This is a genomic window from Streptomyces araujoniae (genome assembly GCF_050871195.1).
GTDB lineage: Bacteria > Actinomycetota > Actinomycetes > Streptomycetales > Streptomycetaceae > Streptomyces > Streptomyces bacillaris.
Window position 1 is genome coordinate 5,764,580 of sequence record NZ_CP194070.1, and the last position, 23,513, is coordinate 5,788,092.

Here is a 23,513-nt window from a genome sequence, read left to right on the forward strand (position 1 = left end):
TCGCATCCGGGGTCGCCCGCCCTCTGGCGGACGCGCGTAGAACTCGGGCACCATCACCCTGTCCGGCGTGCGTGGCCCCGCGTCCGTGCGCCCTCGTTGTTGTCATGTACAGGAGGAGAATTCATGGTGAACCGTCCACGGCTCCGCTCCGCCCTCACCGCCCTGGCCCTGGTCCTCGGCGCGCTCTTCGTCCCCGGCGTCGGTGTCCTCGGCGGCGGCGCCACCGAGGCGCACGCCGTGACCAAGCTGACCCACGCACAGGCCACCTCCCGGTTCAGCTCCTCCGGGATCACCTGGTCGTCCTCGGGCGGCTGCTCCAACCGGAACGTCCCCACCTGCACCTCCTTCGACCAGCTCAACCTGGCGACCGCCCAGGGAGCCCAGACGCTCAGGAGCGCCACCGGCTGCGCGCTGAGGATCACCGGCGGCACGGAGACCGGGCACGCCTCCGGCACGTACTCCCACTGGAACGGCTACAAGCTCGACTTCGCCAAGAGCACCTGCCTCAACAACTACGTGACCGGCGTCTTCACCTACATCGGGCAGCGCGGCGACGGCGCCCGTCAGTACCGGTCCGGCTCCGGCAACATCTACGCCGACGAGGGCAACCACTGGGACGTGACCTACTACAACTGCGGCGGCTGCTGACCGGCCACCGGCCGTCCCGCCCCCTGGACGCACGAGTGCCCCCGCCGGTCCGGCCGGCGGGGGCACTCACGGTGCTGACGTCAGGAGCCGACGCTCACCGTGAAGCGGCGCGGGTTCCCGTCGTGGGCCGCGCCCGAGACGTCCGGCTCGCCGTCCGGGCGGACGTCGTCGTACGGGAAGGCGTAGCCGATCGGGCTGTTGGCGTGGACCACGCGGGACCAGTGGTTGGTCACCTCGGTCCTGTAGTAGTCCGCCACCGTCGTGCCGTTCGGCTGGCTCGGGTGGCTCAGCATGATCGAGCGGTTGAAGCCCGCCGCCAGCCGGGCCAGGATCGCCTTCTTCTCGTCCGAGTCGCTCGGGTTGTTGGTGAACGGCCCGTGGTTGCAGGTGAAGATGTCCTTCGTCTCCGGCTTGGTGAACGTGTGGCCGCCCTCGAAGGTCAGCGTGTCCCCGCTCACCCGGCCCGCCAGCGTGCCCCGGCCGCCCTGGAGGTCGATCCGCAGGTCCTCGGAGCGGTACTTCTCCCACACCTCGTCGATCTGCGCCTCGAACAGGCCCCGGAACGGCATCTCGGCCGGCCGGTCGAAGTACGGGGCCATGATGTTCTGCGGCGAGACCACCCGCAGCACCTTGCCGTCGTCGCCCCGGGTGATCAGCTGGTCCCAGGGCTGCCCGTCGGCCGCCGCCTGGGCGGTGAGGTCCGCCGCGATCCGCTCCACCGCGTCCTCGGGGTGCGCGGGCACGACGTGGGTGCCGTCCCCCTCCAGCGTGATGCCGATCGGGAGGGCGGTGATCAGGTCCACGTAGCTGATGTTGGAGTACAGCTGCTGGGTGTTGAAGGTGAACTCGGCGAACGCCCAGGTCCGCCCGTAGTTCGGGTCGGTCGGCGTGGCGAAGGCGGGCTCCACCAGGGACGGGCCCGGGTTGAGGTAGAAGTCCAGCTTGTCGTCGCGGACGAAGTAGACCCGCGCCCCGTACATCTGCGGCAGGGTCAGCACCACCGGCGCCGCGCCCGCCGCGTTGAGCGGGATCGCGCAGTCCACCGGGAGCGGGGTCTCCGGCGCGCCCGGGGACTCGGGGCGGTAGACCTCGCCGTTGGCCCGGAGCAGGACCCAGCCGTCGGTGGCCAGCTCGCGGCCGGTGACGTACGCGTGCACCGTGCCCGGCAGCGACTTGTTCTCCAGGGCCAGTTCGCAGGTGGCGGGGGCCGCCGAGGCGCGCGGGGAGAGGGCGGTGCCCCAGGCGGGGTACGTCAGGGCGGTGGCCGTGGCGGCGGCACCGGTCAGGAACATTCGGCGTGAAATCACGAGGGAACTCCCGAGAGTGTGGGGGTCGCAGACAGGTCGTGGGGGCGGGGTGGGGGAGGGACCGGACAGTGGGGGTGTCTGCGGAGTGCGCACCACTCTCGCCAGGGGTCGGGCGGGCGTCAATACTTGTGACTGAGAGCGCTCTCAAAAATTCCAGGTCTTCACAACTCGATACCTGGAACCGGCACTTGGTGGAGCCGGGCGGGTGCGAACCGTGACCGCACGGGGACTGGTCCGGCTCTGCGGAGGCGGCACCGGCCACCCGGTGCCAAGAGGTGAACGAGGGGGCGCTCCGACGGCCCCGTACGCCCACTTGGACTTACGGAGCGCGGTTGTTGGACGGAGAAGGCCCCCGGTCCCGTCCTTCGTTGACGGTGTCCCGACACGGGGGCTACTCAGGGGCCATGTCGCCAAGATTCCCCTCCGTCGGCCCGGTCTCCGTGGCCTCGGCCGTCGCCTCAGCCGCCGTCCTGGCGCTGGTGGGGACCGCCGCCCTCCCGGCGGCGGCCGCCCCGTCCCCCGCACCGGCCGGAGCGGACCGGTCCGCCGCCTCCGCCACCATCGGCTCCGACCGCCTCACCGTCGCCGTGGCCGAGGACTTCCCGCGCGTCCTCTCGTACACCGACCGGGCCAGTGGCCAACGGCTCCTCGGCAGTACGCGGCCGGTCACCGCCGTCACCCTCAACGGCACCGCCCACCCGGTGAAGCCCAAGGGCGCGCCGAAGGTGAACGGCTCCTCCGCCCGCTACACCCTCGCCTTCGACGGCCTCCCCGGGGTCGAGATCGACGCCTCGCTCACCGTCTCCGGCCGGACCACCACCTTCAAGGTGACCGCCGTCCGCGACACCGCCGCCTTCCGGGTCGGGACCATCGGCATCCCCGGCCACGACCTGATCTCCGTCGGCTCCGGCGAACCGGGCGCCGCCACCGCCTTCACCACCCTGGATCCGGACTCCACCGGTACCGCCGACGTCTTCGCGGAGGTCACCGGAGAGACCGAGCCGGACCCCGCGCCCCTCGGCGCCACCTACGCCCTCCTCAACACCGGCTCCCTCGCCGCCGCCGTCGAGTCCAACTCCTCCTACGACAAGCCCTCAGGGCCCACCGACGGCGACGACGCCCGCTTCTGGCACCAGGCCCGCGCCGAGGCCGACGGCGGCGTCCGGGTCGGCGTCAGCTCCGGCCAGTGGACCTACCGGGGCGAGGGCGCACCGAAGCCCGAGAGCGGGGAGAACCTGCCCTGGGCCAAGGTCGTCATCACCCCCGACGCCAACGGGGACCGGGCCGTCGACTGGCAGGACGCGGCCATCGCCTTCCGCTCCATCGGCATCACCGCGCCCGGCAGCGGGCAGACCGCCGACCGGGTCGTCACCCATATCCCGTTCAACTTCGCCAGCCAGGCCACCCACCCCTTCCTGCGCACCCTGGACGACGTCAAGCGGATCTCCCAGGCCACCGACGGCCTCGGCCAGCTCGCCGTCCTCAAGGGGTACGGCTCCGAGGGCCACGACTCCGCCCACCCCGACTACGGCGGCAACTACAACAAGCGCGCCGGCGGGCTCAAGGATCTCAACACCCTGCTGAAACAGGGCAGGAAGTGGGGCGCCACCTTCGGCGTCCACGTCAACGCCACCGAGTCCTACCCGGAGGCCAGGGCCTTCGGCGAGCAGCTCGTCGACAAGACCAGGCCCGGCTGGAACTGGCTCAACCAGAGCTACTACATCGACCAGCGCCGCGACCTCAACAGCGGCGACCTGGCGAAGCGCTTCCAGCAGCTGCGGAACGAGACCGACCGCAACCTCGCCTTCCTCTACATCGACGTCTACTACACCCACGGCTGGATCGCCGACAAGACGATCCAGGCCGTGCAGCGGCAGGGGTGGACGGTCGGCACCGAGTGGTCCGACAAGTTCGAACGGGCCTCGCTCTGGTCCCACTGGGCCAACGACCTCAACTACGGCGGGGCCACCAACAAGGGGCTCAACTCGCAGATCATCCGCTTCATCCGCAACAGCGAGAAGGACATCTGGAACAACCACCCGGTCCTCGGCCAGAGCGCCCTGGAGGAGTTCGAGGGGTGGACCGGCGAGACCGACTGGAACGCCTTCACCGCCACGATCTGGCAGAAGAACCTCCCCGCCAAGTACCTCCAGCAGCAGGAGATCACCCGCTGGGACGGCAACGACATCACCTTCACCGGCGGGGTGCGCGGCACGGTCGAGGACGGGAAGCGGACCTTCTACCAGCAGGGCCGCAAGGTGCTCAGCGGCACCGATTACCTGCTGCCCTGGGACGGCGGCAGGAAGCTCTACCACTACAGTCAGGCCGGGGGCACCAGCACCTGGGAGGTGCCGGGGACGGGCCCGTACACCGTCTACCGGCTGACCGACAACGGGCGGGAGAAGGCCGCCACCGTGCGCCCGGTGGACGGGAGGATCACGCTCACCGCCACGGCCGGACAGCCGTACGTCCTCCACCCCGGCCAGGCCCCGCGCGCGGCCGCCGCCGACTGGGGCCAGGGCACACCGCTCAAGGACCCCGGCTTCAACGACCGTACGCTGAACGGCTGGACGAAGACCGGCACGGTCGTACGGGACACCGACGACCAGGGCCGCAACAGCGCCGCCCTCTCCGGCACCGCCACGGCCGCGCTCTCCCAGCCCGTCACCGGACTCCGGCCCGGCAAGCGCTACACCGCCTCCGCCCTCATCGAGGTCGAACCCGGCCAGTCCCGTCGTACGGTGCTGAGCGCGGGCGGGCGGTCGGTCGCCGTCGAGCGGTCCACGGCCGAGGACTTCGTCGCCGCGTCCGACTGGCACGGCACCCGCTTCCAGCGCGCCAAGGTGAACTTCACCGCACCGGCGAACGGCCGCACCACCCTGCGCATCGAGGCGGCGGCGGGCTCCGGGGCGAGAGTCCGGGCCGATGATGTACGGATCGTGGAGAACGCCCCCGCCACCCGGCCCGGGACGGTGGTGTACGAGGACTTCGAGGCGGTCGACCAGGGGTGGGGGCCCTTCCTCAAGGGCGACGCGGGCGGATCCACCGACCCCCGCACCCACATCTCCCAGCTGAACGCCCCGTACACCCGGTCCGGCTGGAACGGGAAGCTGATCGACGACGTGCTCGGGGGGAAGGAGTCCCTCAAGTCCCACGAGGAGAACACCGGGCTCGTCTACCGCACCGCCCCCTGGACCGTGCCCATGAAGGACGGCCACCGGTACCGGGTGGAGTTCGCCTACCAGTCCAGCCATGCCGGCGCCTACGCCTGGGTCGACGGCTACGACCGGAACGCGGGCGGCAGGGCCGTCTCCACCGAGACCCGCACCACCCCCATCGGGCAGCAGCGCACCACCGGCCGGTTCAGCCAGATCCTCACCGCCGGGTGCGGCGACACCTGGACCGGGCTGCGGAAGCGGGCCGGGGCGCCCCAGGGCGCGGACTTCGTGCTCGACGACTTCACCGTGACCGACCTCGGGCCCGCCCCCGCCGGTCAGGAGGCCGCCTGCGGCACGCTCACGGTGGCCGCCGGCGCCGCGGCCCTGGAGCCGGGGGCCCCGAACACCGTGGAGGCGGTCTTCGGCAACGACGAGGCGACGGCCGCCACCGGGGTGGAGCTGGCGCTGACGGTCCCGGAGGGGTGGCGGGCCGAGCCCGCGGGGGCCGTCGCCTTCGACTTCGTCGCCCCGGGCGCCGAGGTGAGGGGCAGCTGGCGGGTCACCCCGCCGGCCGACGCCCCGTACGACACCTACCGGCTCGCCGCCCGGGCCACGTACGCCGTCCAGGACGCCCCGCGCACGCTCGGCGCGCAGGCCTCCGTACAGACCCTTCCGCCGCCGCCCACCGAGGACCGCTGGGCCAGTGACCTGGACTGGACGGAGGCCCGGAACGGCTGGGGGCCCGTCGAGCGGGACCAGTCCAACGGGGAGACCGGGAGCGGTGACGGCAGCCCGCTGCGGATCGGCGGGGTCGCCTACGCCAAGGGGCTCGGCACCCACGCCCCGGCGACGATCCGCTACTACCTGGGCGGGCGGTGCACCTCCTTCACCGCCGAGGTCGGCGTCGACGACGTCCAGACCGGCCGCGGCAGCGTACGGTTCTCCGTCACCGCCGACGGCACGGAGAAGGTGACGTCCCCGGTGCTGGGCGCCGCCGACCCGGCCTGGAGGCTCACCGCCGACGTCACCGGAGCGCAGTACGTCGAACTCGTCGTCGACGACGGCGGTGACGGCAACGGCAACGACCACGCCGACTGGGGCAACGCCCGGTTCCGCTGCGGAGGTTGAACCTCCGTCGAACAGCGGCCGCGGCGCGGTGGCGCCGGGCTGAACATTGCTGGGCCATACTGAGGGGGCCTCCGGGCCCCCTCAGGGGTATGTGGCCCACGGCACACCCTGCGCTTTGTGGGGTTCACACAACACAGGGCGGCGTTTCGCTGGTGGATCGCCTGCACGGCGGGATGGTTCTGTTGACTCCCACCACGAAACCGGGCAGGAGACTGTACGGAGTCGACGGCACGATTTCTGGGTCGGGGTTCGTAGGGTCGATGCATGACCGTTGTGGACGAAACCCAGGGTGAGCAGCCGAGCGACACGCGTGGCCGGGTGGCCGAACTGCTGGCCCTGCGCGAGCAGGCCCGGCGCGGCCCCAGCGAGCGCGCGACCCAGGCGCAGCACGCCAAGGGCAAGCTGACCGCCCGCGAGCGCATCGAGCTGCTGCTCGACCCGGGCTCGTTCAAGGAGGTCGAGCAGCTCCGCCGCCACCGCGCGACCGGGTTCGGCCTGGAGGCCAAGAAGCCGTACACCGACGGTGTCATCACCGGCTGGGGCACGGTCGAGGGCCGCACGGTCTTCGTCTACGCGCACGACTTCCGGATCTTCGGCGGGGCGCTGGGCGAGGCGCACGCCACGAAGATCCACAAGATCATGGACATGGCCATCTCGGCCGGTGCCCCGCTGGTCTCCCTGAACGACGGCGCGGGCGCCCGTATCCAGGAGGGCGTCTCCGCGCTCGCCGGCTACGGGGGGATCTTCCAGCGCAACACGCGGGCCTCGGGTGTCATCCCGCAGATCAGCGTGATGCTCGGCCCGTGCGCGGGTGGCGCCGCCTACAGCCCGGCGCTCACCGACTTCGTGTTCATGGTCCGTGAGACCTCGCAGATGTTCATCACCGGTCCGGACGTCGTCAAGGCGGTCACCGGCGAGGAGATCACCCAGAACGGCCTCGGCGGCGCGGACGTGCACGCCGAGACCTCGGGCGTCGCGCACTTCGCGTACGACGACGAGGAGACCTGCATCGCCGAGGTCCGCTACCTCATCGGGATGCTCCCCTCCAACAACCGCGAGAACCCGCCGACCGCCCCGAGTGACGACCCGGCCGACCGCCGCAGCGACGTCCTGCTCGACCTGGTCCCGGCCGACGGCAACCGCCCGTACGACATGCACCAGGTGATCGAGGAGCTCGTCGACGACGGCGACTACCTGGAGATCCACGAGCGCTGGGCCCGCAACATCATCTGCGCGCTGGCCCGCCTCGACGGCCAGGTCGTCGGCATCGTCGCCAACCAGCCGCAGGCCCTGGCCGGGGTGCTGGACATCGAGGCGTCCGAGAAGGCCGCCAGGTTCGTCCAGATGTGTGACGCCTTCAACATCCCGATCATCACCCTTCTGGACGTCCCCGGCTTCCTGCCCGGCGTCGACCAGGAGCACGGTGGGATCATCCGGCACGGCGCGAAGCTCCTGTACGCGTACTGCAACGCCACCGTCCCCCGGATCTCCCTGATCCTGCGGAAGGCCTACGGAGGCGCGTACATCGTCATGGACTCCCAGTCCATCGGGGCCGACCTCACCTACGCCTGGCCCACCAACGAGATCGCGGTCATGGGCGCCGAGGGCGCCGCCAACGTGATCTTCCGCCGCCAGATCGCCGAGGCCGAGGACCCCGAGGCCATGCGCACCCGCATGGTCAAGGAGTACAAGGCCGAGCTGATGCACCCCTACTACGCGGCCGAGCGCGGCCTGGTCGACGACGTCATCGACCCCGCCGAGACCCGCGAGGTGCTCATCGCCTCGCTCGCCATGCTCCGCACCAAGCACGCCGACCTGCCGTCCCGCAAGCACGGCAACCCGCCGCAGTAGCCGCCCGCCGCGACGGCGCGATCCGCCGCACGGTCCACGACATCTGCCGAGAAGACGGAGACACCCCACCATGAGCCTGACTTCCGCCGAGTCCGTCCTGCGCGTCGAGAAGGGGCACGCCGACCCCGAGGAGCTGGCGGCCGTCACCGCCGTCCTGCTGGCCCGTGCCGCCGCCCAGCCCGCCGCCCCCGCCCGCCGGGGCCGCGACACGGCCGGCTGGCGCCGCCTGGAGCGCACCCCGGGCTTCCGCGCCCCGCACAGCTGGCAGGGCTGACCACCCGGGCACCACGGGAAAGGGCCCCGCACTCCTTCAGGAGTGCGGGGCCCTTTCCCGTCGTACGTACCGCGAGGCGCCCAGGGCCCCGCGTCCGGATCGGGCCGGGACTCGCGCGGCCCGGCCCGATCCGAACGGAAGCCCCTAGCGCAGGCGTGCCATCAGGGCGTGCTCGACCAGCGTGATGAGCGCGCTCTTGGCGTCGGCGCGGTGGCGGGCATCCGTCGTCAGGATCGGGGTGTCCGGTCCGATCTGGAGCGCTTCCCGCACCTCGTCGGGGGTGTAGGGCTGGTGTCCGTCGAAGCCGTTGAGGGCGATGACGAAGGGGAGGCCGCTGTTCTCGAAGTAGTCGACGGCGGGGAAGCAGTCGGCGAGGCGGCGGGTGTCGACGAGGACGACGGCGCCGATGGCGCCGCGGACCAGGTCGTCCCACATGAACCAGAAGCGGTCCTGGCCGGGTGTACCGAAGAGGTACAGGATCAGGTCCTGGTCGAGTGTGATGCGGCCGAAGTCCATGGCCACGGTGGTGGTGGTCTTGTCCCCGGTGTGGGTGAGGTCGTCGATGCCCGCGGAGGCGGACGTCATCACGGCTTCGGTGCGCAGCGGATTGATCTCCGAAACGGCACCGACAAACGTGGTCTTACCCACGCCGAAGCCCCCTGCCACCACGATCTTCGCCGAGGTAGTGGAGCGGGCCGCTCCGCCGCTAGAGCTTGCGAAGTCCACTGAGCACCCTTTCGAGCAGTGTCACATCTGGCTGGCCGCCGGCGGTCTCGTCGCCGCCGGGCTGATGGATAGCGACGAGTCCGGCCTCGGCCAGGTCGGCCACGAGGATCCGGGCAACGCCGAGGGGGATCGAGAGCAGCGCCGAAACCTCGGCGACCGACTTGATCTCGATGCAGAGCCGGCAGATCCGCTGGTGCTCGGGCAACTGCCCTTGCAGCCGGGACGGATCGGCCGTGGTGCTGACCAGTGCCTCGATGGCGAGCTGGTAACGCGGCCGGGTCCGGCCGCCGGTCATGGCGTACGGACGGACCAGCGGATTGTGCGCGGCGGGCTCGGGAGCCTGCCGCTGCTGCCCCGGCTGCGGACGGGACTGCCGGGGCGCATCGTATCGCTGTTGCTGCTGCGGCCACGGCGAACTCGGCTGCTGCTGGGGCCACTCGGAACCCTGCGCACCCTGGTGCTGCTGCGGCTGCTGATATGGCTGATACGAGCCCCCTGGCGCCTGGCCGCCGGATGCGGCGGGGAAGCCGAAACGGTCGTCTCCGTGCTCACCCGAAACCCTCTGCTCACCCTCGTAGGGGTGTCCGCCTGTGGGTGTTGCCACGTTTCCTCCTCCGACTGCCGGTCGCCGATCCCAGTGGGGCCGCGCCACCGCACCTTATGGTGCGGTGGCGAGAAACGCACTGTCTGTCTACTAGTTAAGAAGACTTCCCTGAAGCTCGGCGCGGAGGTCCGGGGTCAGGACACTGCCCGCGCGGTCGACCAGAAGCGCCATCTCGTACCCGACCAGACCGATGTCGGCGTCCGGGTGGGCGAGGACGGCCAGCGACGAACCGTCCGAGATGGACATGATGAAGAGGAAGCCCCGCTCCATCTCCACGACGGTCTGGTTCACCGCCCCGCCCTCGAAGATCCGGGAGGCGCCCGCGGTCAGCGACGTCAGACCGGAGGCGACGGCCGCCAGCTGGTCGGCGCGGTCGCGCGGGAATCCCTCGGACATGGCCAGCAGGAGTCCGTCGGCGGAGACCACCACCGTGTGCGACACCCCGGGGGTGTTGTCCACGAAGTTGGTGATCAACCAGTTCAGATTCTGCGCCGCCTGGCTCATCGGGCTCACACTAACGCTCCTGGTTGTAGGTGTTACTGGTGTCCGACCCCGCGTTGCGTCCCCGCTGGATGCCCCGCCGCAGGTTGCTCAACCTGCCGCGGACGTCCTCGGGGGCGCGGGAGACCTGTGGGCCGCCCTGCTGGGTCTGCTCCGCCGTGCCCTCGACCAGGTTGGCCTTGGGCACGCGCCGGGGGAGGCCGGAGGGGGTGATTCCGCCCGCCTTCGGCTCACGGAGCTTCTCGGCCCGCTCCCAGCGCTCGTCGTTCGTCGAGCGCCAGTCGTCCGAACCGTCCCCGTCCGTCTGCGGGGCCTGCCGCTCTTCCTGCTGCGGCTGCCGCTGCGGAAGGGGAGCGGGCTTCTCGCTGCCGCGGCTGCCCGGCTGCCAGTGCTGCGCACCGCCGCGGCGGGGCAGACCGGCTTCGGTCAGCTCGTGGCCGGCGTTCGGGTCGGATCCCGGACGTTCGAAGCCTACGCGTTCCTGCGACGGTGCGGGAACGCTCGGGACAGAATCCGCCTCAGCCTGCCGAACCGGCTCAAAAGTGTTCTGGAAACCGCTCTGAACAGGCCAGTCGTCCTGGTGGGACTGGTCGGTCGGGGCAGCGTACCGGTCGGTGGCGTACGGGTCCTGCGGGTTCTCCGGAGCGGCATATGCCGCTTCCGCGTACCCCTCCTGGGGCTGCGCCGCGGACCCGTTCTGCTCCTGCTGCCGCGGGTAGCCGTCCTCGGTGCCGTACCCCTGCTGCTCGTAGGAGCCGCTGTACGAGGCCTGCTCCTCCTGCTGCTGCGCGGCGTCGCGGCCGTACTGCTCCTGGCCGAACTGGTCCTGGCCGTAGGGCTCCTGGGCGTACCCCTGCGAGCCGTCGGCGTACGCGTCCTGCCCGGCGTACGGGTCCCGGGCGTACCCCTCCTGGCCGTACCCCTGCTGCTCCTGGGCGGAGCCGTCCGAGAACGGGGATCCGGTGCCGGACTGGGCCTCCAGCGCCGCCCGGCGCTCCTCGCGCATCAGCGAGCGGTTGACCGGGTCCAGCTGGTTCGGGTCCGCCGGGGCCTCGTAGCGCGAGTCGTCGAAGCCCAGCTCCGCCGCGGTGCGCATGCGGCCGTGCTGCGGGGCCGGCTCGAAGGAGTTCTGCTGCTCGGGAATGATCGAGGAGACGGTGAAGTCGTCGTGCCCGGCCGGGGAGTCGCCGCTGCCACCGTGGGTGATCGGGTCCGGGAGCATGACCAGCGACGTCGTCCCGGCCTGCTCGCCCGAGGGGCGCAGCTGGACCCGGATGCCGTGCCGGTCGGCGAGCCGGCCGACCACGAACAGGCCCATGCGCTGGGAGACCGCCGCGTCCACGGTCGGCGGGTTGGCCAGCTTGTGGTTGATGTCGGCGAAGTCCTCGGCGGTGAGGCCGATGCCCTTGTCGTGGATCTCGACCATCACCCGGCCGTCGGGCAGCCGGGTCGCGGTGACCCTGACCTTGGTCTGCGGGGAGGAGAAGGTGGTGGCGTTCTCCAGCAGCTCGGCCAGCAGGTGCACGAGGTCGGTGACGGCCCGGCCGTGGATCTCGGCCTCCGGGACCCCGGAGAGCTCGATGCGCTCGTACGACTCCACCTCGGAGGCGGCGGCGCGCAGCACGTCCACCAGCGGCACCGGCTGGTCCCAGCGGCGGCCGGGCTCCTCGCCCGCGAGGATGAGGAGGTTCTCGCCGTTGCGCCGCATACGGGTGGCCAGGTGGTCCAGCTTGAAGAGGCTCTCCAGCTGGTCCGGGTCGGCCTCGTTGTTCTCCAGGTCGGTGATCAGGGTCAGCTGGCCCTCGATGAGCGACTGGTTGCGGCGCGAGAGGTTGGTGAAGATCGCGTTGACGTTGCCCCGCAGCAGGGCCTGCTCGGCGGCGAGCCGGACGGCCTCGCGGTGCACCTGGTCGAAGGCGCGGGCGACCTCGCCGATCTCGTCCTGCGTGTTGATCGGGATCGGCTGCACCCGGGTGTCGACCCGGCCCGGATCCGTACGGGAGAGCTGGTCGACCAGCGTGGGCAGCCGCTGCTCCGCGATGGAGAACGCGGCGGTGCGCAGTCGGCGCATCGAGTGGCTCATCTGGCGGGCCATGAGCCCGGCCAGCAGGAAGGCGGCCAGCAGGGCGATGACGACGATCAGGCCGTTGACGATGGCGTCGGACTTGGCGTCGGAGGAGATCTCGGCGGCCTCCTTCACCGCCTTGTCGACGAGGTCCTTCTCGACCGTCGCGTACCCCTCGAACTTGGCGGTCGCGGCGGCCATCCAGGTCTCGGGCGTGATGCCCTTCTCCGCCAGCTCCTCGGGGGACTGGCCCCGCCCGATCTGCTGGACCATGCCGTCGTAGACCGAGCCGTCGATGCTCGGCGGGGTCACGAAGTCCTGGCCCGCGGCCTCGGCCTGCTCCCGGGCCGCCTTGAGCTGCTTGGCGCCCTCCTCGGCCTTCCCCGCCATGACCTGCTTGAGCCGGTCCACGTCGGCCTGGGTGCCGCCGGCGTTGAACTCGGCGAGGGCGATCTGCTCCAGGTAGTTGTACGAGCCGAAGGCCTTGACCTGCTCGTCGTAGGTGCCGGGCTTCTTGCTCGGGCGCACCAGCAGGTGCATGCCGATCGAGCGCTGAAGCGATTCTGCAGCCTTGGACAGTTCCAGCGCGTAGACGGTGCGACCGTAGCTGGTGATGTTGCCGGTGCCGAGGCCGAGTTCGTTGGCGAACTGCATCAGCTGGTGCTGGACCTGGGTGTAGCCCTCTTCGGTCTTCACCGGGTCGAGCGCCTGCGAGTAGGCGGCCTTGCGCAGCTCGGGGAGCTTGGGCTCCTCGTTCTTGAAGAGCTTGAGGCGGCGTTCGAGGCCCGGCTTGGCGGGCATCTCCTTCACCGCGGCGTCGAAGGCGGCCCGCGCCTCGTCGGTGGTGGCCCGGGACTGCTCGACGATGTCGGCGTCCCGGTCGCCGGAGAGCAGCGGCTGGGCGGTGAGGTCACGCTCGTTGAGCAGCGCCTGACCGTAGTCCGAGGCGGCGCGGACGACGCGCGCGATCTTCTCGGCCTCCTGCGCCTCGCTCCAGGTGTCGATGGACCCCTTCACCTGGAAGCCGCCCATGATCAGGCCGACGACGACCGGGATCAGGAGAATCGCGTTCAGCCGGGTGGCCACCCGCCAGTTGCGCGGCGAGAACGGGCTGGTGCTGCCACCGGCCGACTCCGGCTCGGGCGCCTGTGCAGGCGATGCCGCAGCATGCGACGGCGGGGTGAAGTTGCCCCGCTCGGGCTGCACCGCGGAGCCCTCGTTGCTTCGCCTCACTCGACCAACAACCTCTCGGCGTCGGCACCTACGTTGTGCCGGATTATTCGTTCAGGGCCGTAACTACTCGGGAGTTCGACGAATTGCAGCACGGGGACGGGCCCCCCTCCAAACACTCGGAATCGGTCATTCCGAGTGGCCCACGCCTCAGATAAAACGGGCATAAAGAGCGAGCCCCGTCAAAAGGCGGGGCTCATGTGAGCGCAGCGGCACCGTGTGGATGCGTCGGGTGGTGGCGCGGGGGCAATTCTCTGTCGAAATGTTATGAACACGGGGGCGGATCGTGTCAAACGACACAGGCCGCCCCCGCGTGACTACAACAACTTCCGTATGGCAAAAACGACTTACGCCTACGTGTCGGGACTACTTGAGGCGTGCCATCAGAGCGTGCTCGACCAGGGTGATCAGGCCGCTCTTGGCGTCCGCGCGGTGCCGTGCGTCCGTCGTGATGATGGGCGCGTCCGGACCGATCTGCAGGGCCTCGCGTACTTCGTCGGGGGTGTAGGGCTGGTGTCCGTCGAAGCCGTTGAGGGCGATGACGAAGGGGAGGCCGCTGTTCTCGAAGTAGTCGACGGCGGGGAAGCAGTCGGCGAGGCGGCGGGTGTCGACGAGGACGACGGCGCCGATGGCGCCGCGGACCAGGTCGTCCCACATGAACCAGAAGCGGTCCTGGCCGGGTGTACCGAAGAGGTACAGGATCAGGTCCTGGTCGAGTGTGATGCGGCCGAAGTCCATGGCCACGGTGGTGGTGGTCTTGTCCCCGGTGTGGGTGAGGTCGTCGATGCCCGCGGAGGCGGACGTCATCACGGCTTCGGTGCGCAGCGGATTGATCTCCGAAACGGCACCGACAAACGTGGTCTTACCCACGCCGAAGCCGCCCGCCACCACGATCTTCGCCGAGGTAGTGGCGCGAGCCGTCCCGCCGCTAGAGCTTGCGAAGTCCACTGAGCACCCTTTCGAGCAGTGTCACATCCGGCGCGCCGCCGGCCTCTCCGTTGCCCGGCTGGTGGATGGCCACCATGCCGGCTTCCGCCAGGTCCGCCACGAGGATGCGGGCGACACCGAGCGGCATCGACAGCAGCGCGGAGACCTCGGCCACCGACTTGACCTCGCGGCAGAGGTGGCAGATCCGCTGGTGCTCGGGGAGCAGCGTCCCCAGATGCGCCGGGTCCGCGGTGGTGCTGACCAGTGCCTCTATCGCGAGCTGGTAGCGCGGCCGGGTCCGGCCGCCGGTCATGGCATAGGGGCGAACCAGCGGCTGGTCGCCTTCACCGTCGTACGACGCGTGGTGCAGTGCGCCGTACGGATCGGGTGAGGCGGGTGGCGGGGTCATGAATCCTCCGGGCGTGACAGCAGGTTCTCGGCTTGCCGTCTGAAGGGGCCGGTGAGGGGTTTCTGGCGGCCGGACGGGTGAGGGTTGTGAGCGGTACCTGAGGGGATTGTGTCGTGAATCCGCCGCAGGGCCGCCTAGTGGAGCAGACTGCCTTGGAGTTCGGCGCGGAGGTCGGGCGTGAGGACGGTGCCCGCACGGTCGACCAGGAGGGCCATCTCGTAGCCGACGAGACCGATGTCGGCGTCCGGGTGGGCGAGGACGGCGAGTGACGAGCCGTCGGAGATGGACATCAGGAAGAGGAACCCGCGCTCCATCTCCACGACGGTCTGGCTGACGGCGCCGCCCTCGAAGATCCGTGAGGCGCCCGCGGTCAGCGACGTCAGGCCGGAGGCGACGGCCGCCAGCTGGTCGGCGCGGTCGCGCGGGAATCCTTCGGACATCGCCAGCAGCAGGCCATCCGCGGAGACCACCACCGTGTGGGACACCCCTGGGGTGTTGTCCACGAAGTTGGTGATCAGCCAGTTCAGATTCTGCGCGGCCTGACTCATGGGGCTCAACTAACGCTCCTGCTGGTGAGTGGGGCCGAGATGGATACTGCCGGTCGACGGGCCGTTTCCGGCCTGCCGTCCCTGCTGGATGCCCCGGCGGAGATTGGTCAGACGACCGCGTACGTCATCGGGCGCACGCGAAACCTGAGGTCCGGACTGGTGATTCTGCTGCTGAGCGGTCCCGGGAACCAAATTGGCCCGGGGGACGCGGCGGGGCAGCCCGGAAGTGGTGACCCCGCCTGCGGCCGGCTTCTTGACCCGCTCGGCCTGGCGTACGAGTTCGTCGTTGGGCGACTCGCGCCAGGAGCTGGTGACCGGGGCCTCGGCCGCACCACGCCGGGGCATGGGCGGAACGGGCACACCGGCGGGCTCGGGAGCGGCCGGGGCCTGCGGCTCGGCGGCCTGCCGGCCGCCCTGGCCCGGACCGTGGAACCAGTTGGTCTCCAGGGTGTCGTACAGCGGCGTGCGGCCGTCCCCGGGACCGGCCGGCGGCAGGGCCTCCGGCTGCTGGGGCAGGGCGGGACGGTACGGCGCCTCGGCCGCCGGGGAGGCGGCCGGACGCGGGGCGCCGAAGTCGTTGCCGTCCAGGCCGCGCTGGCGCGGGGCGGGGAGCCCCTGGCCCTGGTGCTGGCCCTGCTGCTGGAGCGGCGCGTTGAAGTCGGGCCGCGCGAACTGGGCGGTGCTCGCCGGGTCCTGGGCCTGCCGGCCGTACTGCTGGTTCTGCGGGGTGCCGAAGTCCGGACGGGCGAACTCGGCGGTCGCGCCCGGGTCCTGGAGGCCGTTCGCCGGGGCGTTGAACGCCGGGTCCTGGCCGGGCGCCGAGGGCTGGGCGAACTGCCCGGTGCTCTCGTGCTCCTCGTGGCCGCGCGGGGTGTCGATGCCCCAGTTGGCGGCCTGGGGGCGCTGCTGCGGGTTGCCGCCGGGCAGCTCGGCGCGCGGACCGCCGGTCGGCGGCAGCTGACGGCCGGGGCCGCCGGGCTGCTGGAAACCGCCCTGGCCGCCGGGGCCGTTCTGCTCGTGGCGGGCCTGCTGCGGCTGCGGCTGCGGGGCACCGGGGCCCTGCTGGTGCTGCTGCTGGCCGAACTGGTTCTGCCGGCCGCCCTGCTGGCTGTTCTGCGGGGCGAACGGGTTCTGGCGGCCGCCCTGGCCGGGGGAGACGGGGGCGCCGTGGCCGAACAGGTTGGGCTGACCCGACTCCGTACGGCCGGGGGCCTCGCCCTGGCCGCCGCGGGCGCCGAGCCGGGCGCCGTTGCCGAAGGCGCCGGAGAGGCCGCCGCCCTGGCGCTGCGGCTCCTGGCCGGGGAAGCCCTGGCTCTGGTTGCCGTTCTGCTGGCCGTTCTCCCGCGAGGGGAGGGCGGCGCGCGGGCCGGAGCCCGCGCCGACCTGGCCGCGCTGGCCGCCGGGGCCGGAGCCGAGGCTCTTGCCGCCAGGGCCGCCGGGACCGCCGCCGGGGCGCTGACCGCCCGCGGAGCCGTTGCCGGCGAGTAGACCGCCCGGAGCGCCGCCCGGCTGCTGGCCGGGACCCTGCTTGGACGGGGGCTGCTTGCCGCCGTGGGCGACGTCGACGGGGAGCATGACCAGCGCCGTCGTGCCGCCGGAGTCGGAGGGGCGCAGCTGGATGCGGATGCCGTGGCGCAGCGAGAGCCGGCCGACCACGAACAGACCCATGCGGCGGGAGACCGAGACGTCCACGGTCGGCGGCTGCGCGAGCCGCTCGTTGATCGCCGCGAGGTCCTCGGGGGAGAGGCCGATACCCGTGTCGTGGATCTCGACCAGCACCCGGCCGTCGGGCAGCGCGTGACCGGTGACCCGGACCTTCGTCTGCGGCGAGGAGAACGATGTCGCGTTCTCCAGCAGCTCGGCGAGGAGGTGCACGAGGTCGTTGACGACCCGGCCGGCGACCTCGGTGGCGGGCACCGCGGAGAGTTCGATGCGCTCGTACTGCTCCACCTCGGAGGCGGCGGCACGGAGCACGTCGACCAGCGGGACGGGGCGGGTCCACCGGCGGCCCGGCTCCTCGCCAGCGAGGACGAGGAGGTTCTCGCCGTTACGGCGCATACGGGTCGCGAGGTGGTCGAGCTTGAAGAGCGAGGAGAGCTGGTCCGGGTCGGCCTCGCGCGACTCCAGCTCGGAGATGAGCGAGAGCTGGCGCTGGATGAGACCCTGCGAACGGCGCGAGAGGTTGGTGAACATCGCGTTGACGTTGCCCCGGAGGAGGGCCTGCTCGGCGGCGAGGCGGACGGCCTCGCGGTGCACGTCGTCGAAGGCCGCGGCCACCTGGCCGATCTCGTCCCGGGAGTGCACACCGACCGACTCGACGGAGGTGTCGACGTCCTGCGGGTCGGTCTCCGAGAGCTGCTTGACCAGCTCGGGCAGGCGGTCCTGGGCGACCCGGGTGGCGGTGTCCTGGAGGCGGCGCAGCGAGCGGATCATGGAGCGGGCCACCACGAAGGCGCCGACGAGCGAGACACCGAGCACGATGAGGATGACCGCACCGTTGATGATCGCCTCACGCTGGGAGGCCTCGCGCAGCTCGCGCGCCTTGGCCTCCATGTCGCTGAGGAGGGTGGTCTCGATCGTCTTCATCGCGTCGATCTTGGTGGAGGACTGGTCGTACCAGTCCATGTACGAGCGCACCCTCGCCCCGTCGATCCCGTTCGGGGTGTCGAGGATGTGCTTGGCGTACATGTTCGCCGCGTTGATCTCGGGGTTGTTCCCGTTGTCCAGCGGGGCCATCAGGTCCACCGCGCTCTCGCCGGTCGACCCGTAGATCGCCTTGAACGAGCTGATCGCGCGGGTTTCCTTGTCGAGCGCGTTGGAGCCGAACTGCTTGTCGTTCTCGTTGAGGTGCGGTTCCTTGACCGAGCCGCCGGGCAGCGCGGCCGCGATGATCGCGCGCTGGATCGAGGCGTACTCCTTGGCGGAGGAGAACGCCGCCAGGGCACGGGTCCGCTTGATCATGTCCGGGTTGCTGGTCGCCTGGGCCATGTCCTGGGACAGGCTGAGCAGCGAGGTGATCAGCTGGCTGTACTGGTCGATGGTGTTGAGGGACGGCGCGTCCTTCTCGTACGCCGACTTGCGGATCGACCGGATGTCACCGAGCTGCGAGGCGATCTGGGCGACGCTCGCGTGGATGCTCTCCAGCGCGTCGTCGCCCTCGAAGTCGCCGATCTCGTTGGTCGCGTCGAGGAACGCGTCCTTGGCCCGGTCCGTCTTCTCACGCGGCTGGGAGACCTTGTAGTCGGTCGCCTTGGAGCCGTTGGAGAGCGGACCGGCGGACTGGTCGCGCTCCACCTGGAGGGCCTGGGCGAGCGAGGTCGCCTGCTTGGTCATCTGGGTCAGCAGCTGCATGTGCTCCAACTGCTGCATGTCGGTCATGGACTCGTTGATCCGCAGACCGCCCAGGCTGGTCGCCGCCACCACCGGGAGGGCGAGGAGCGAGACCAGTCGCGTACTGATGCGCCAGTTACGGAGCGCTATTCGCGAGCCCGTGTCGGACGGGCCGCGGGAGGGTGCGGGCGTGCCCGGCTCCTCCCCGCCGCCCGGCGTCGGGCCCGGGCGCTGCGCACGGTCGCCGTTGTCGCCGGCGGCGGCCGGCCCGGGGTTCTGGGCGTGCTGGGGCGAGGAACCGCGGTCGGTCCCGCCGCGCGGCTCCTGTTCCGCCGGAGCGCTGCCATCCCTCTTGAAACGTCCCTGCACTAGCGTCGCAACCTCTGGACCAGGCGCTCCGTCCGGATACGGACAGAACGGTGTCGGCGTTGTAGGGCACTGGAAGCGCCCCATGGTGGTCGTGGAGTGACCGGCGTACTCTCCCCCTCCCGCCGCCGCTCGGCGCTGCGTTGCGCCCCGGTGCGCCGGTCTGAAACCCGCGGCGGTGCGTGGAATTCCAGCACAGTGCAGGATCTCCAACAAGGCCCATGTACCGGGCTGTGACCTGCGTGACACGTTGTGATGAGCGAGTAACAAGCAGTGGAGAGTGATCGTGGGTAAAACGGACTATCGGGGAGGAGTCGCTTAGGGGTGACGGGTGTCCCAGTCGCGATGATCAGGAGCGGAATGGTGGATTCAGTGGAGGAATGTCCGTTTCTCACGCTGTGGTCCACCGCCCGGAATGGCCCAATTGTCGATTACTTCGTGAGCAAACTCACATGATGATCGTCGCCTCAACCCGGCTTCGGCAGGGAATCGGATGTTTAGCCTGACGCTTTACAGGGATGGCCAATCCGACAAGTCCGCGCCACCTGGGTGGCGCCCGAACCGACAGGGTCCTGACGGCAGATGAAGACGACGACGATCCGCAACACCGCCAACCCCCGGCGCACCACGCTGGCGCACCTCAAGGACGCCGAGGCGCTGCAGACGCCGTTCCTGCCGGAACACGCCGCCGCCCTGCCCAACGTGACGGCCAACCCGCGCCGCACCATCCTCATGGAAGCCCCCGTCGCGGTCACGGCCGCCCAGTAGCCCCCGGGCGATGCGCGAGGCTGTGCCCCCTCACGGAGTTAGCCTGGAGCGTCAGTCTTCAGCCAGCCAGCAAGCAAGTGAGGGGCGACAGCATCCCGTGCGCATCGCCAGGTTCTCCATCGACGGCAATGTCGCCTTCGGCGCCGTCGAGGGACAGGGCACCGTGGAATCCGGTGACCTCGTCCTCGACATCATCAAGGGCATCCCGTACGCCGACTTCGAGCTCTCGGGCACCAAGGTCCCGCTGAACAAGGTCCGGCTGCTGCCTCCTGTGCTCCCCAACAAGGTCGTGGCCATCGGCCGCAACTACGCGGAGCACGCCGCCGAGCTGGGCCACGAGGTCCCCGAAGCGCCGATCACCTTCTTCAAGCCCACCACCTCGGTGATCGGCTCCGGCGACGCGATCGAGTACCCCTCCTTCTCCAGCGAGCTGCACCACGAGGCCGAGCTGGCCGTGGTCATCGGCCGCATGTGCCGCGAGGTCCCCCGCGAGCGCGTCAAGGACGTCATCCTCGGCTACACCTGCGCCAACGACGTCACCGCCCGCGATGTGCAGCGGCGCGAGAAGCAGTGGGCCCGCGCCAAGGGCTTCGACACCTCCTGCCCGCTGGGCCCCTGGGTGGAGACCGACGTGGACCCCCACGACCTCACCATCCAGGCGACGGTCAACGGCGAGCAGCGGCAGCTCGGCCGCACGAGCGACATGGTCCGCTCCGTCGAGGACCTGGTCGTCCACATCACGGAGGCCATGACCCTCCTCCCGGGCGACGTCATCCTCACCGGCACCCCCGCAGGGGTCGGACCCCTGCACGTCGGCGACGAGGTCGCCGTCACCATCGAAGGCATCGGCACTCTCACCAACAAGGTGATCAAGCGTGGCTAACGCACCAGTCCGTGTACGTTTCTGTCCCTCCCCGACCGGCAACCCGCATGTGGGCCTGGTCCGGACGGCGCTGTTCAACTGGGCCTTCGCCCGGCACCACCAGGGCACCCTGGTCTTCCGGATCGAGGACACCGACGCCGCGCGCGACTCCGAGGAGTCCTACCAGCAGCTGCTCGACTCGATGCGCTGGCTCGGCCTGGACTGGGACGAGGGCCCAGAGGTCGGCGGCCCGCACGCGCCCTACCGCCAGTCGCAGCGGATGGACCTGTACAAGGACGTCGCCGAGAAGCTGCTCGCCGGCGGGTACGCGTACGCCTGCTACTGCACCACCGAGGAGCTGGACACCCGCCGCGACGCCGCCCGCGCCGCCGGGAAGCCGTCCGGCTACGACGGCCACTGCCGCGACCTCACCGCCGAGCAGAAGGCCGCGTACGAGGCAGAGGGCCGTACCTCGATCGTCCGCTTCCGGATGCCCGACGAGGCCATCACCTTCACCGACCTGGTCCGCGGCGAGATCACCGTCCAGCCGGAGAACGTCCCCGACTACGGCATCGTCCGCGCCAACGGGGCCCCGCTCTACACCCTGGTCAACCCGGTCGACGACGCCCTGATGGAGATCACCCACGTCCTGCGCGGCGAGGACCTGCTCTCCTCCACCCCGCGCCAGATCGCCCTGTACCGGGCGCTCATCGAGCTGGGCATCGCCAAGGAGACCCCCGCCTTCGGCCACCTGCCGTACGTCATGGGCGAGGGCAACAAGAAGCTCTCCAAGCGCGACCCGCAGGCCTCCCTCAACCTCTACCGCGAGCGCGGCTTCCTCCCCGAGGGGCTGCTGAACTACCTCTCGCTGCTCGGCTGGTCGATCGCCGAGGACCGCGACATCTTCTCGGTGGACGAGCTGGTCGCCGCGTTCGACATCGAGGACGTCAACGCCAACCCGGCCCGCTTCGACCTCAAGAAGGCCGAGCACATCAACGCCGAGCACATCCGGATGCTGGACGTGAAGACCTTCACCGAGGCCTGCGGCCCCTGGCTGAAGGCCCCCTTCGCCCCCTGGGCCCCGGAGGCCTTCGACGCGGAGAAGTGGACGCGGATCGCCCCGTACGCCCAGACCCGCGTGACCGTCCTCTCCGACATCACCGACAACGTCGACTTCCTCTTCCTCGACGAGCCGGTGGAGGACGAGGCGTCCTGGACCAAGGCGATGAAGGGCGACCCGGCGGCCCTGCTCACCACCGCCCGCGCCCACCTGGACCAGGCCGACTGGAGCGACGCGGAGTCGCTGAAGAACGCCGTCCTGACCGCCGGTGAGGCCCACGGCCTCAAGCTCGGCAAGGCCCAGGCCCCGGTCCGGGTCGCCGTGACCGGCCGCACCGTCGGGCTGCCGCTCTTCGAGTCCCTGGAGATCCTGGGCCGCGAGAAGAGCCTGGCCCGCATCGACGCGGCGCTGGCCAAGCTGACCGCGTAGCGACGCACGCCCCTCGGGAGGGCCGTGGCCGACCGGCCGCGGCCCTCCCGCCTTTTCCCGGCCGGGACCCCGCACGGGCGGCTACGGTGGCGTACATGCCGATCCGCGCCGTGCTCTGGGACATCGACGACACGATCTTCGACTACGCGGGCGCCGACCACACCGGTATGCGGCTCCACCTGGAGGGCGTGGGGCTGCCCGGGGCGTACGCGACGGTCGACGAGGCCCTTGCCGCCTGGAAGGCGATCACCGCCGTGCACTGGGCCCGCGTCGCCGCGGGCGAGACGGACTTCCTCGGCCAGCGCCGGGACCGGGTACGGGAGTTCCTCTCGCGGCCCCTGACGGACGACGAGGCCGACGACTGGTTCGCCGGCCATCTGACCCACTACGAGGCCGCCTGGCGGCTCTTCCCGGACGTGCTGCCGGTCCTGGACCGGCTGGCCTCCGGCTACCGCCACGCGATCCTCTCCAACTCCAGCAGCGAGAACCAGCACCGCAAGCTGACCGCGCTCGGCGTCCGGGACCGGTTCGAGGCCATGGTCTGCGCCGTGGAACTGGGCGTCTCCAAGCCCGAGCCCGGCGCCTTCCACGCGGCCTGCGCGGCGCTCGCGCTGGAGCCGCACGAGGTGGCGTACGTGGGGGACGAGCCCGACATCGACGCGAGCGGGGCCGTCGCCGCCGGACTGACGGGTATCTGGCTCGACCGGCGGGGGAGGGGCGGGCGCCCGGACCTCGTGACGATCACCGGGCTGGACCAGCTCCCCGGGCTGCTGGCGGGCGATACCCGTTTTGGAGCGCCGGACACCTTCGGGTAATGTTCTTCCTGCGCCGCCCGAGCGGGACGGAAGATCCGACCGGGAAGCGCAGACAGAAGTGAAGCCCCCTCCAGGGGTTGCATTTCAGTGGGCTATGGTGTAATTGGCAACACTACGGTTTCTGGTACCGTCATTCTAGGTTCGAGTCCTGGTAGCCCAGCGCAGTACCAGCAAGACCAGCAGTATCCAGCAGGACAAGCCCCCGTTGTGTAGCGGCCTAGCACGCTGCCCTCTCACGGCAGTAGCGCCGGTTCGAATCCGGTCGGGGGTACAGATCCTTCCCGCGAGAACACCTGGGTCGCACCCACGTTTTCGATGCAGGATCGCTAGGGCCCCCGTTGTGTAGCGGCCTAGCACGCTGCCCTCTCACGGCAGTAGCGCCGGTTCGAATCCGGTCGGGGGTACTTGTCACACCATGGGCTATGGTGTAATTGGCAACACTACGGTTTCTGGTACCGTCATTCTAGGTTCGAGTCCTGGTAGCCCAGCGCAAGTCAGCAGTAACCA

Annotated in this window: 17 protein-coding genes and 4 tRNA genes; 12 read left to right on the forward strand and 9 right to left on the reverse strand. The window is 70.6% G+C overall.

Annotated features, from left to right (window positions below):
- Positions 1–123 precede the first annotated feature (123 nt).
- Complete coding sequence (locus ACQ9ZG_RS24965) at positions 124–648, forward strand: hypothetical protein (RefSeq protein ID WP_028416539.1); 525 nt, start codon at positions 124–126, stop codon at positions 646–648.
- 80 nt (positions 649–728) lie between these two features.
- On the opposite strand, the gene ACQ9ZG_RS24970 is transcribed toward ACQ9ZG_RS24965, so the two are convergent.
- Complete coding sequence (locus tag ACQ9ZG_RS24970; protein WP_018492390.1) at positions 729–1,940, reverse strand: glycoside hydrolase family 64 protein; 1,212 nt, start codon at positions 1,938–1,940, stop codon at positions 729–731.
- 419 nt (positions 1,941–2,359) lie between these two features.
- On the opposite strand from ACQ9ZG_RS24970, the gene ACQ9ZG_RS24975 reads away from it, so the two are divergent.
- The 3 genes from ACQ9ZG_RS24975 to ACQ9ZG_RS24985 all read left to right on the forward strand — a co-directional run bounded on the left by ACQ9ZG_RS24975 (position 2,360) and on the right by ACQ9ZG_RS24985 (position 8,366).
- On the forward strand, positions 2,360–6,241 hold the full coding sequence (locus ACQ9ZG_RS24975; protein WP_499281247.1) for an endo-alpha-N-acetylgalactosaminidase family protein: 3,882 nt from the start codon (positions 2,360–2,362) through the stop codon (positions 6,239–6,241).
- A 264-nt stretch (positions 6,242–6,505) separates the two neighbouring features.
- Positions 6,506–8,092, forward strand: coding sequence for an acyl-CoA carboxylase subunit beta (locus ACQ9ZG_RS24980; protein WP_028416541.1), 1,587 nt, complete (start codon positions 6,506–6,508; stop codon positions 8,090–8,092).
- 70 nt (positions 8,093–8,162) lie between these two features.
- Positions 8,163–8,366: an acyl-CoA carboxylase subunit epsilon gene (locus ACQ9ZG_RS24985; protein ID WP_018492393.1), complete on the forward strand. Its 204-nt coding sequence runs from the start codon at positions 8,163–8,165 to the stop codon at positions 8,364–8,366.
- Between the two features lie 144 nt (positions 8,367–8,510).
- On the opposite strand, the gene ACQ9ZG_RS24990 is transcribed toward ACQ9ZG_RS24985, so the two are convergent.
- The 8 genes from ACQ9ZG_RS24990 to ACQ9ZG_RS25025 form a co-directional block, all read right to left on the reverse strand.
- Positions 8,511–9,092, reverse strand: a complete 582-nt coding sequence (locus ACQ9ZG_RS24990; RefSeq protein ID WP_014048542.1) for a GTP-binding protein — start codon at positions 9,090–9,092, stop codon at positions 8,511–8,513.
- Positions 9,073–9,696, reverse strand: coding sequence for a DUF742 domain-containing protein (locus ACQ9ZG_RS24995; RefSeq protein ID WP_084991937.1), 624 nt, complete (start codon positions 9,694–9,696; stop codon positions 9,073–9,075). Before ACQ9ZG_RS24995 ends, ACQ9ZG_RS24990 begins: the two co-directional genes overlap by 20 nt.
- Before the next feature lie 90 nt (positions 9,697–9,786).
- On the reverse strand, positions 9,787–10,200 hold the full coding sequence (locus ACQ9ZG_RS25000; protein WP_006127847.1) for a roadblock/LC7 domain-containing protein: 414 nt from the start codon (positions 10,198–10,200) through the stop codon (positions 9,787–9,789).
- Between the two features lie 10 nt (positions 10,201–10,210).
- Positions 10,211–13,495, reverse strand: coding sequence for a sensor histidine kinase (locus ACQ9ZG_RS25005; protein ID WP_109915484.1), 3,285 nt, complete (start codon positions 13,493–13,495; stop codon positions 10,211–10,213).
- Positions 13,496–13,858: 363 nt separating this feature from the next.
- Positions 13,859–14,440, reverse strand: a complete 582-nt coding sequence (locus tag ACQ9ZG_RS25010; protein WP_015611636.1) for a GTP-binding protein — start codon at positions 14,438–14,440, stop codon at positions 13,859–13,861.
- Positions 14,421–14,828 carry a DUF742 domain-containing protein gene (locus tag ACQ9ZG_RS25015; RefSeq protein ID WP_003966010.1) on the reverse strand — a complete coding sequence of 136 codons (408 nt, stop codon included), beginning with the start codon at positions 14,826–14,828 and terminating at the stop codon, positions 14,421–14,423. Before ACQ9ZG_RS25015 ends, ACQ9ZG_RS25010 begins: the two co-directional genes overlap by 20 nt.
- 134 nt (positions 14,829–14,962) lie before the next feature.
- Entirely contained in the window at positions 14,963–15,376 is a 414-nt protein-coding gene (locus ACQ9ZG_RS25020) for a roadblock/LC7 domain-containing protein (RefSeq protein ID WP_006127850.1), read from the reverse strand.
- Positions 15,377–15,385: 9 nt separating this feature from the next.
- A complete protein-coding gene (locus ACQ9ZG_RS25025; RefSeq protein WP_499281248.1) occupies positions 15,386–19,075 on the reverse strand; it encodes a sensor histidine kinase in 3,690 nt (1,229 codons plus the stop codon).
- A gap of 579 nt (positions 19,076–19,654) precedes the next feature.
- Between ACQ9ZG_RS25025 and ACQ9ZG_RS25030 the strand changes: the two genes are divergently transcribed.
- The 8 genes from ACQ9ZG_RS25030 to ACQ9ZG_RS25065 all read left to right on the forward strand — a co-directional run bounded on the left by ACQ9ZG_RS25030 (position 19,655) and on the right by ACQ9ZG_RS25065 (position 23,494).
- A complete protein-coding gene (locus tag ACQ9ZG_RS25030) occupies positions 19,655–19,840 on the forward strand; it encodes a hypothetical protein (RefSeq protein WP_028419491.1) in 186 nt (61 codons plus the stop codon).
- A 97-nt stretch (positions 19,841–19,937) separates the two neighbouring features.
- Positions 19,938–20,723, forward strand: a complete 786-nt coding sequence (locus ACQ9ZG_RS25035) for a fumarylacetoacetate hydrolase family protein (protein WP_099219109.1) — start codon at positions 19,938–19,940, stop codon at positions 20,721–20,723.
- Positions 20,716–22,191: a glutamate--tRNA ligase gene (gene gltX / locus ACQ9ZG_RS25040; protein WP_109914738.1), complete on the forward strand. Its 1,476-nt coding sequence runs from the start codon at positions 20,716–20,718 to the stop codon at positions 22,189–22,191. The genes ACQ9ZG_RS25035 and gltX overlap by 8 nt, the downstream gene beginning before the upstream one ends.
- A 95-nt stretch (positions 22,192–22,286) precedes the next feature.
- A complete protein-coding gene (locus tag ACQ9ZG_RS25045) occupies positions 22,287–23,006 on the forward strand; it encodes an HAD family hydrolase (protein WP_028419489.1) in 720 nt (239 codons plus the stop codon).
- 88 nt (positions 23,007–23,094) lie between these two features.
- A tRNA-Gln gene (locus ACQ9ZG_RS25050) sits at positions 23,095–23,166 on the forward strand.
- 38 nt (positions 23,167–23,204) lie between these two features.
- Positions 23,205–23,277: transfer RNA gene (locus tag ACQ9ZG_RS25055), tRNA-Glu, on the forward strand.
- Between the two features lie 60 nt (positions 23,278–23,337).
- Positions 23,338–23,410, forward strand: a tRNA-Glu gene (locus tag ACQ9ZG_RS25060).
- A 12-nt stretch (positions 23,411–23,422) separates the two neighbouring features.
- Positions 23,423–23,494, forward strand: a tRNA-Gln gene (locus ACQ9ZG_RS25065).
- The last annotated feature ends 19 nt before the right edge of the window (positions 23,495–23,513 follow it).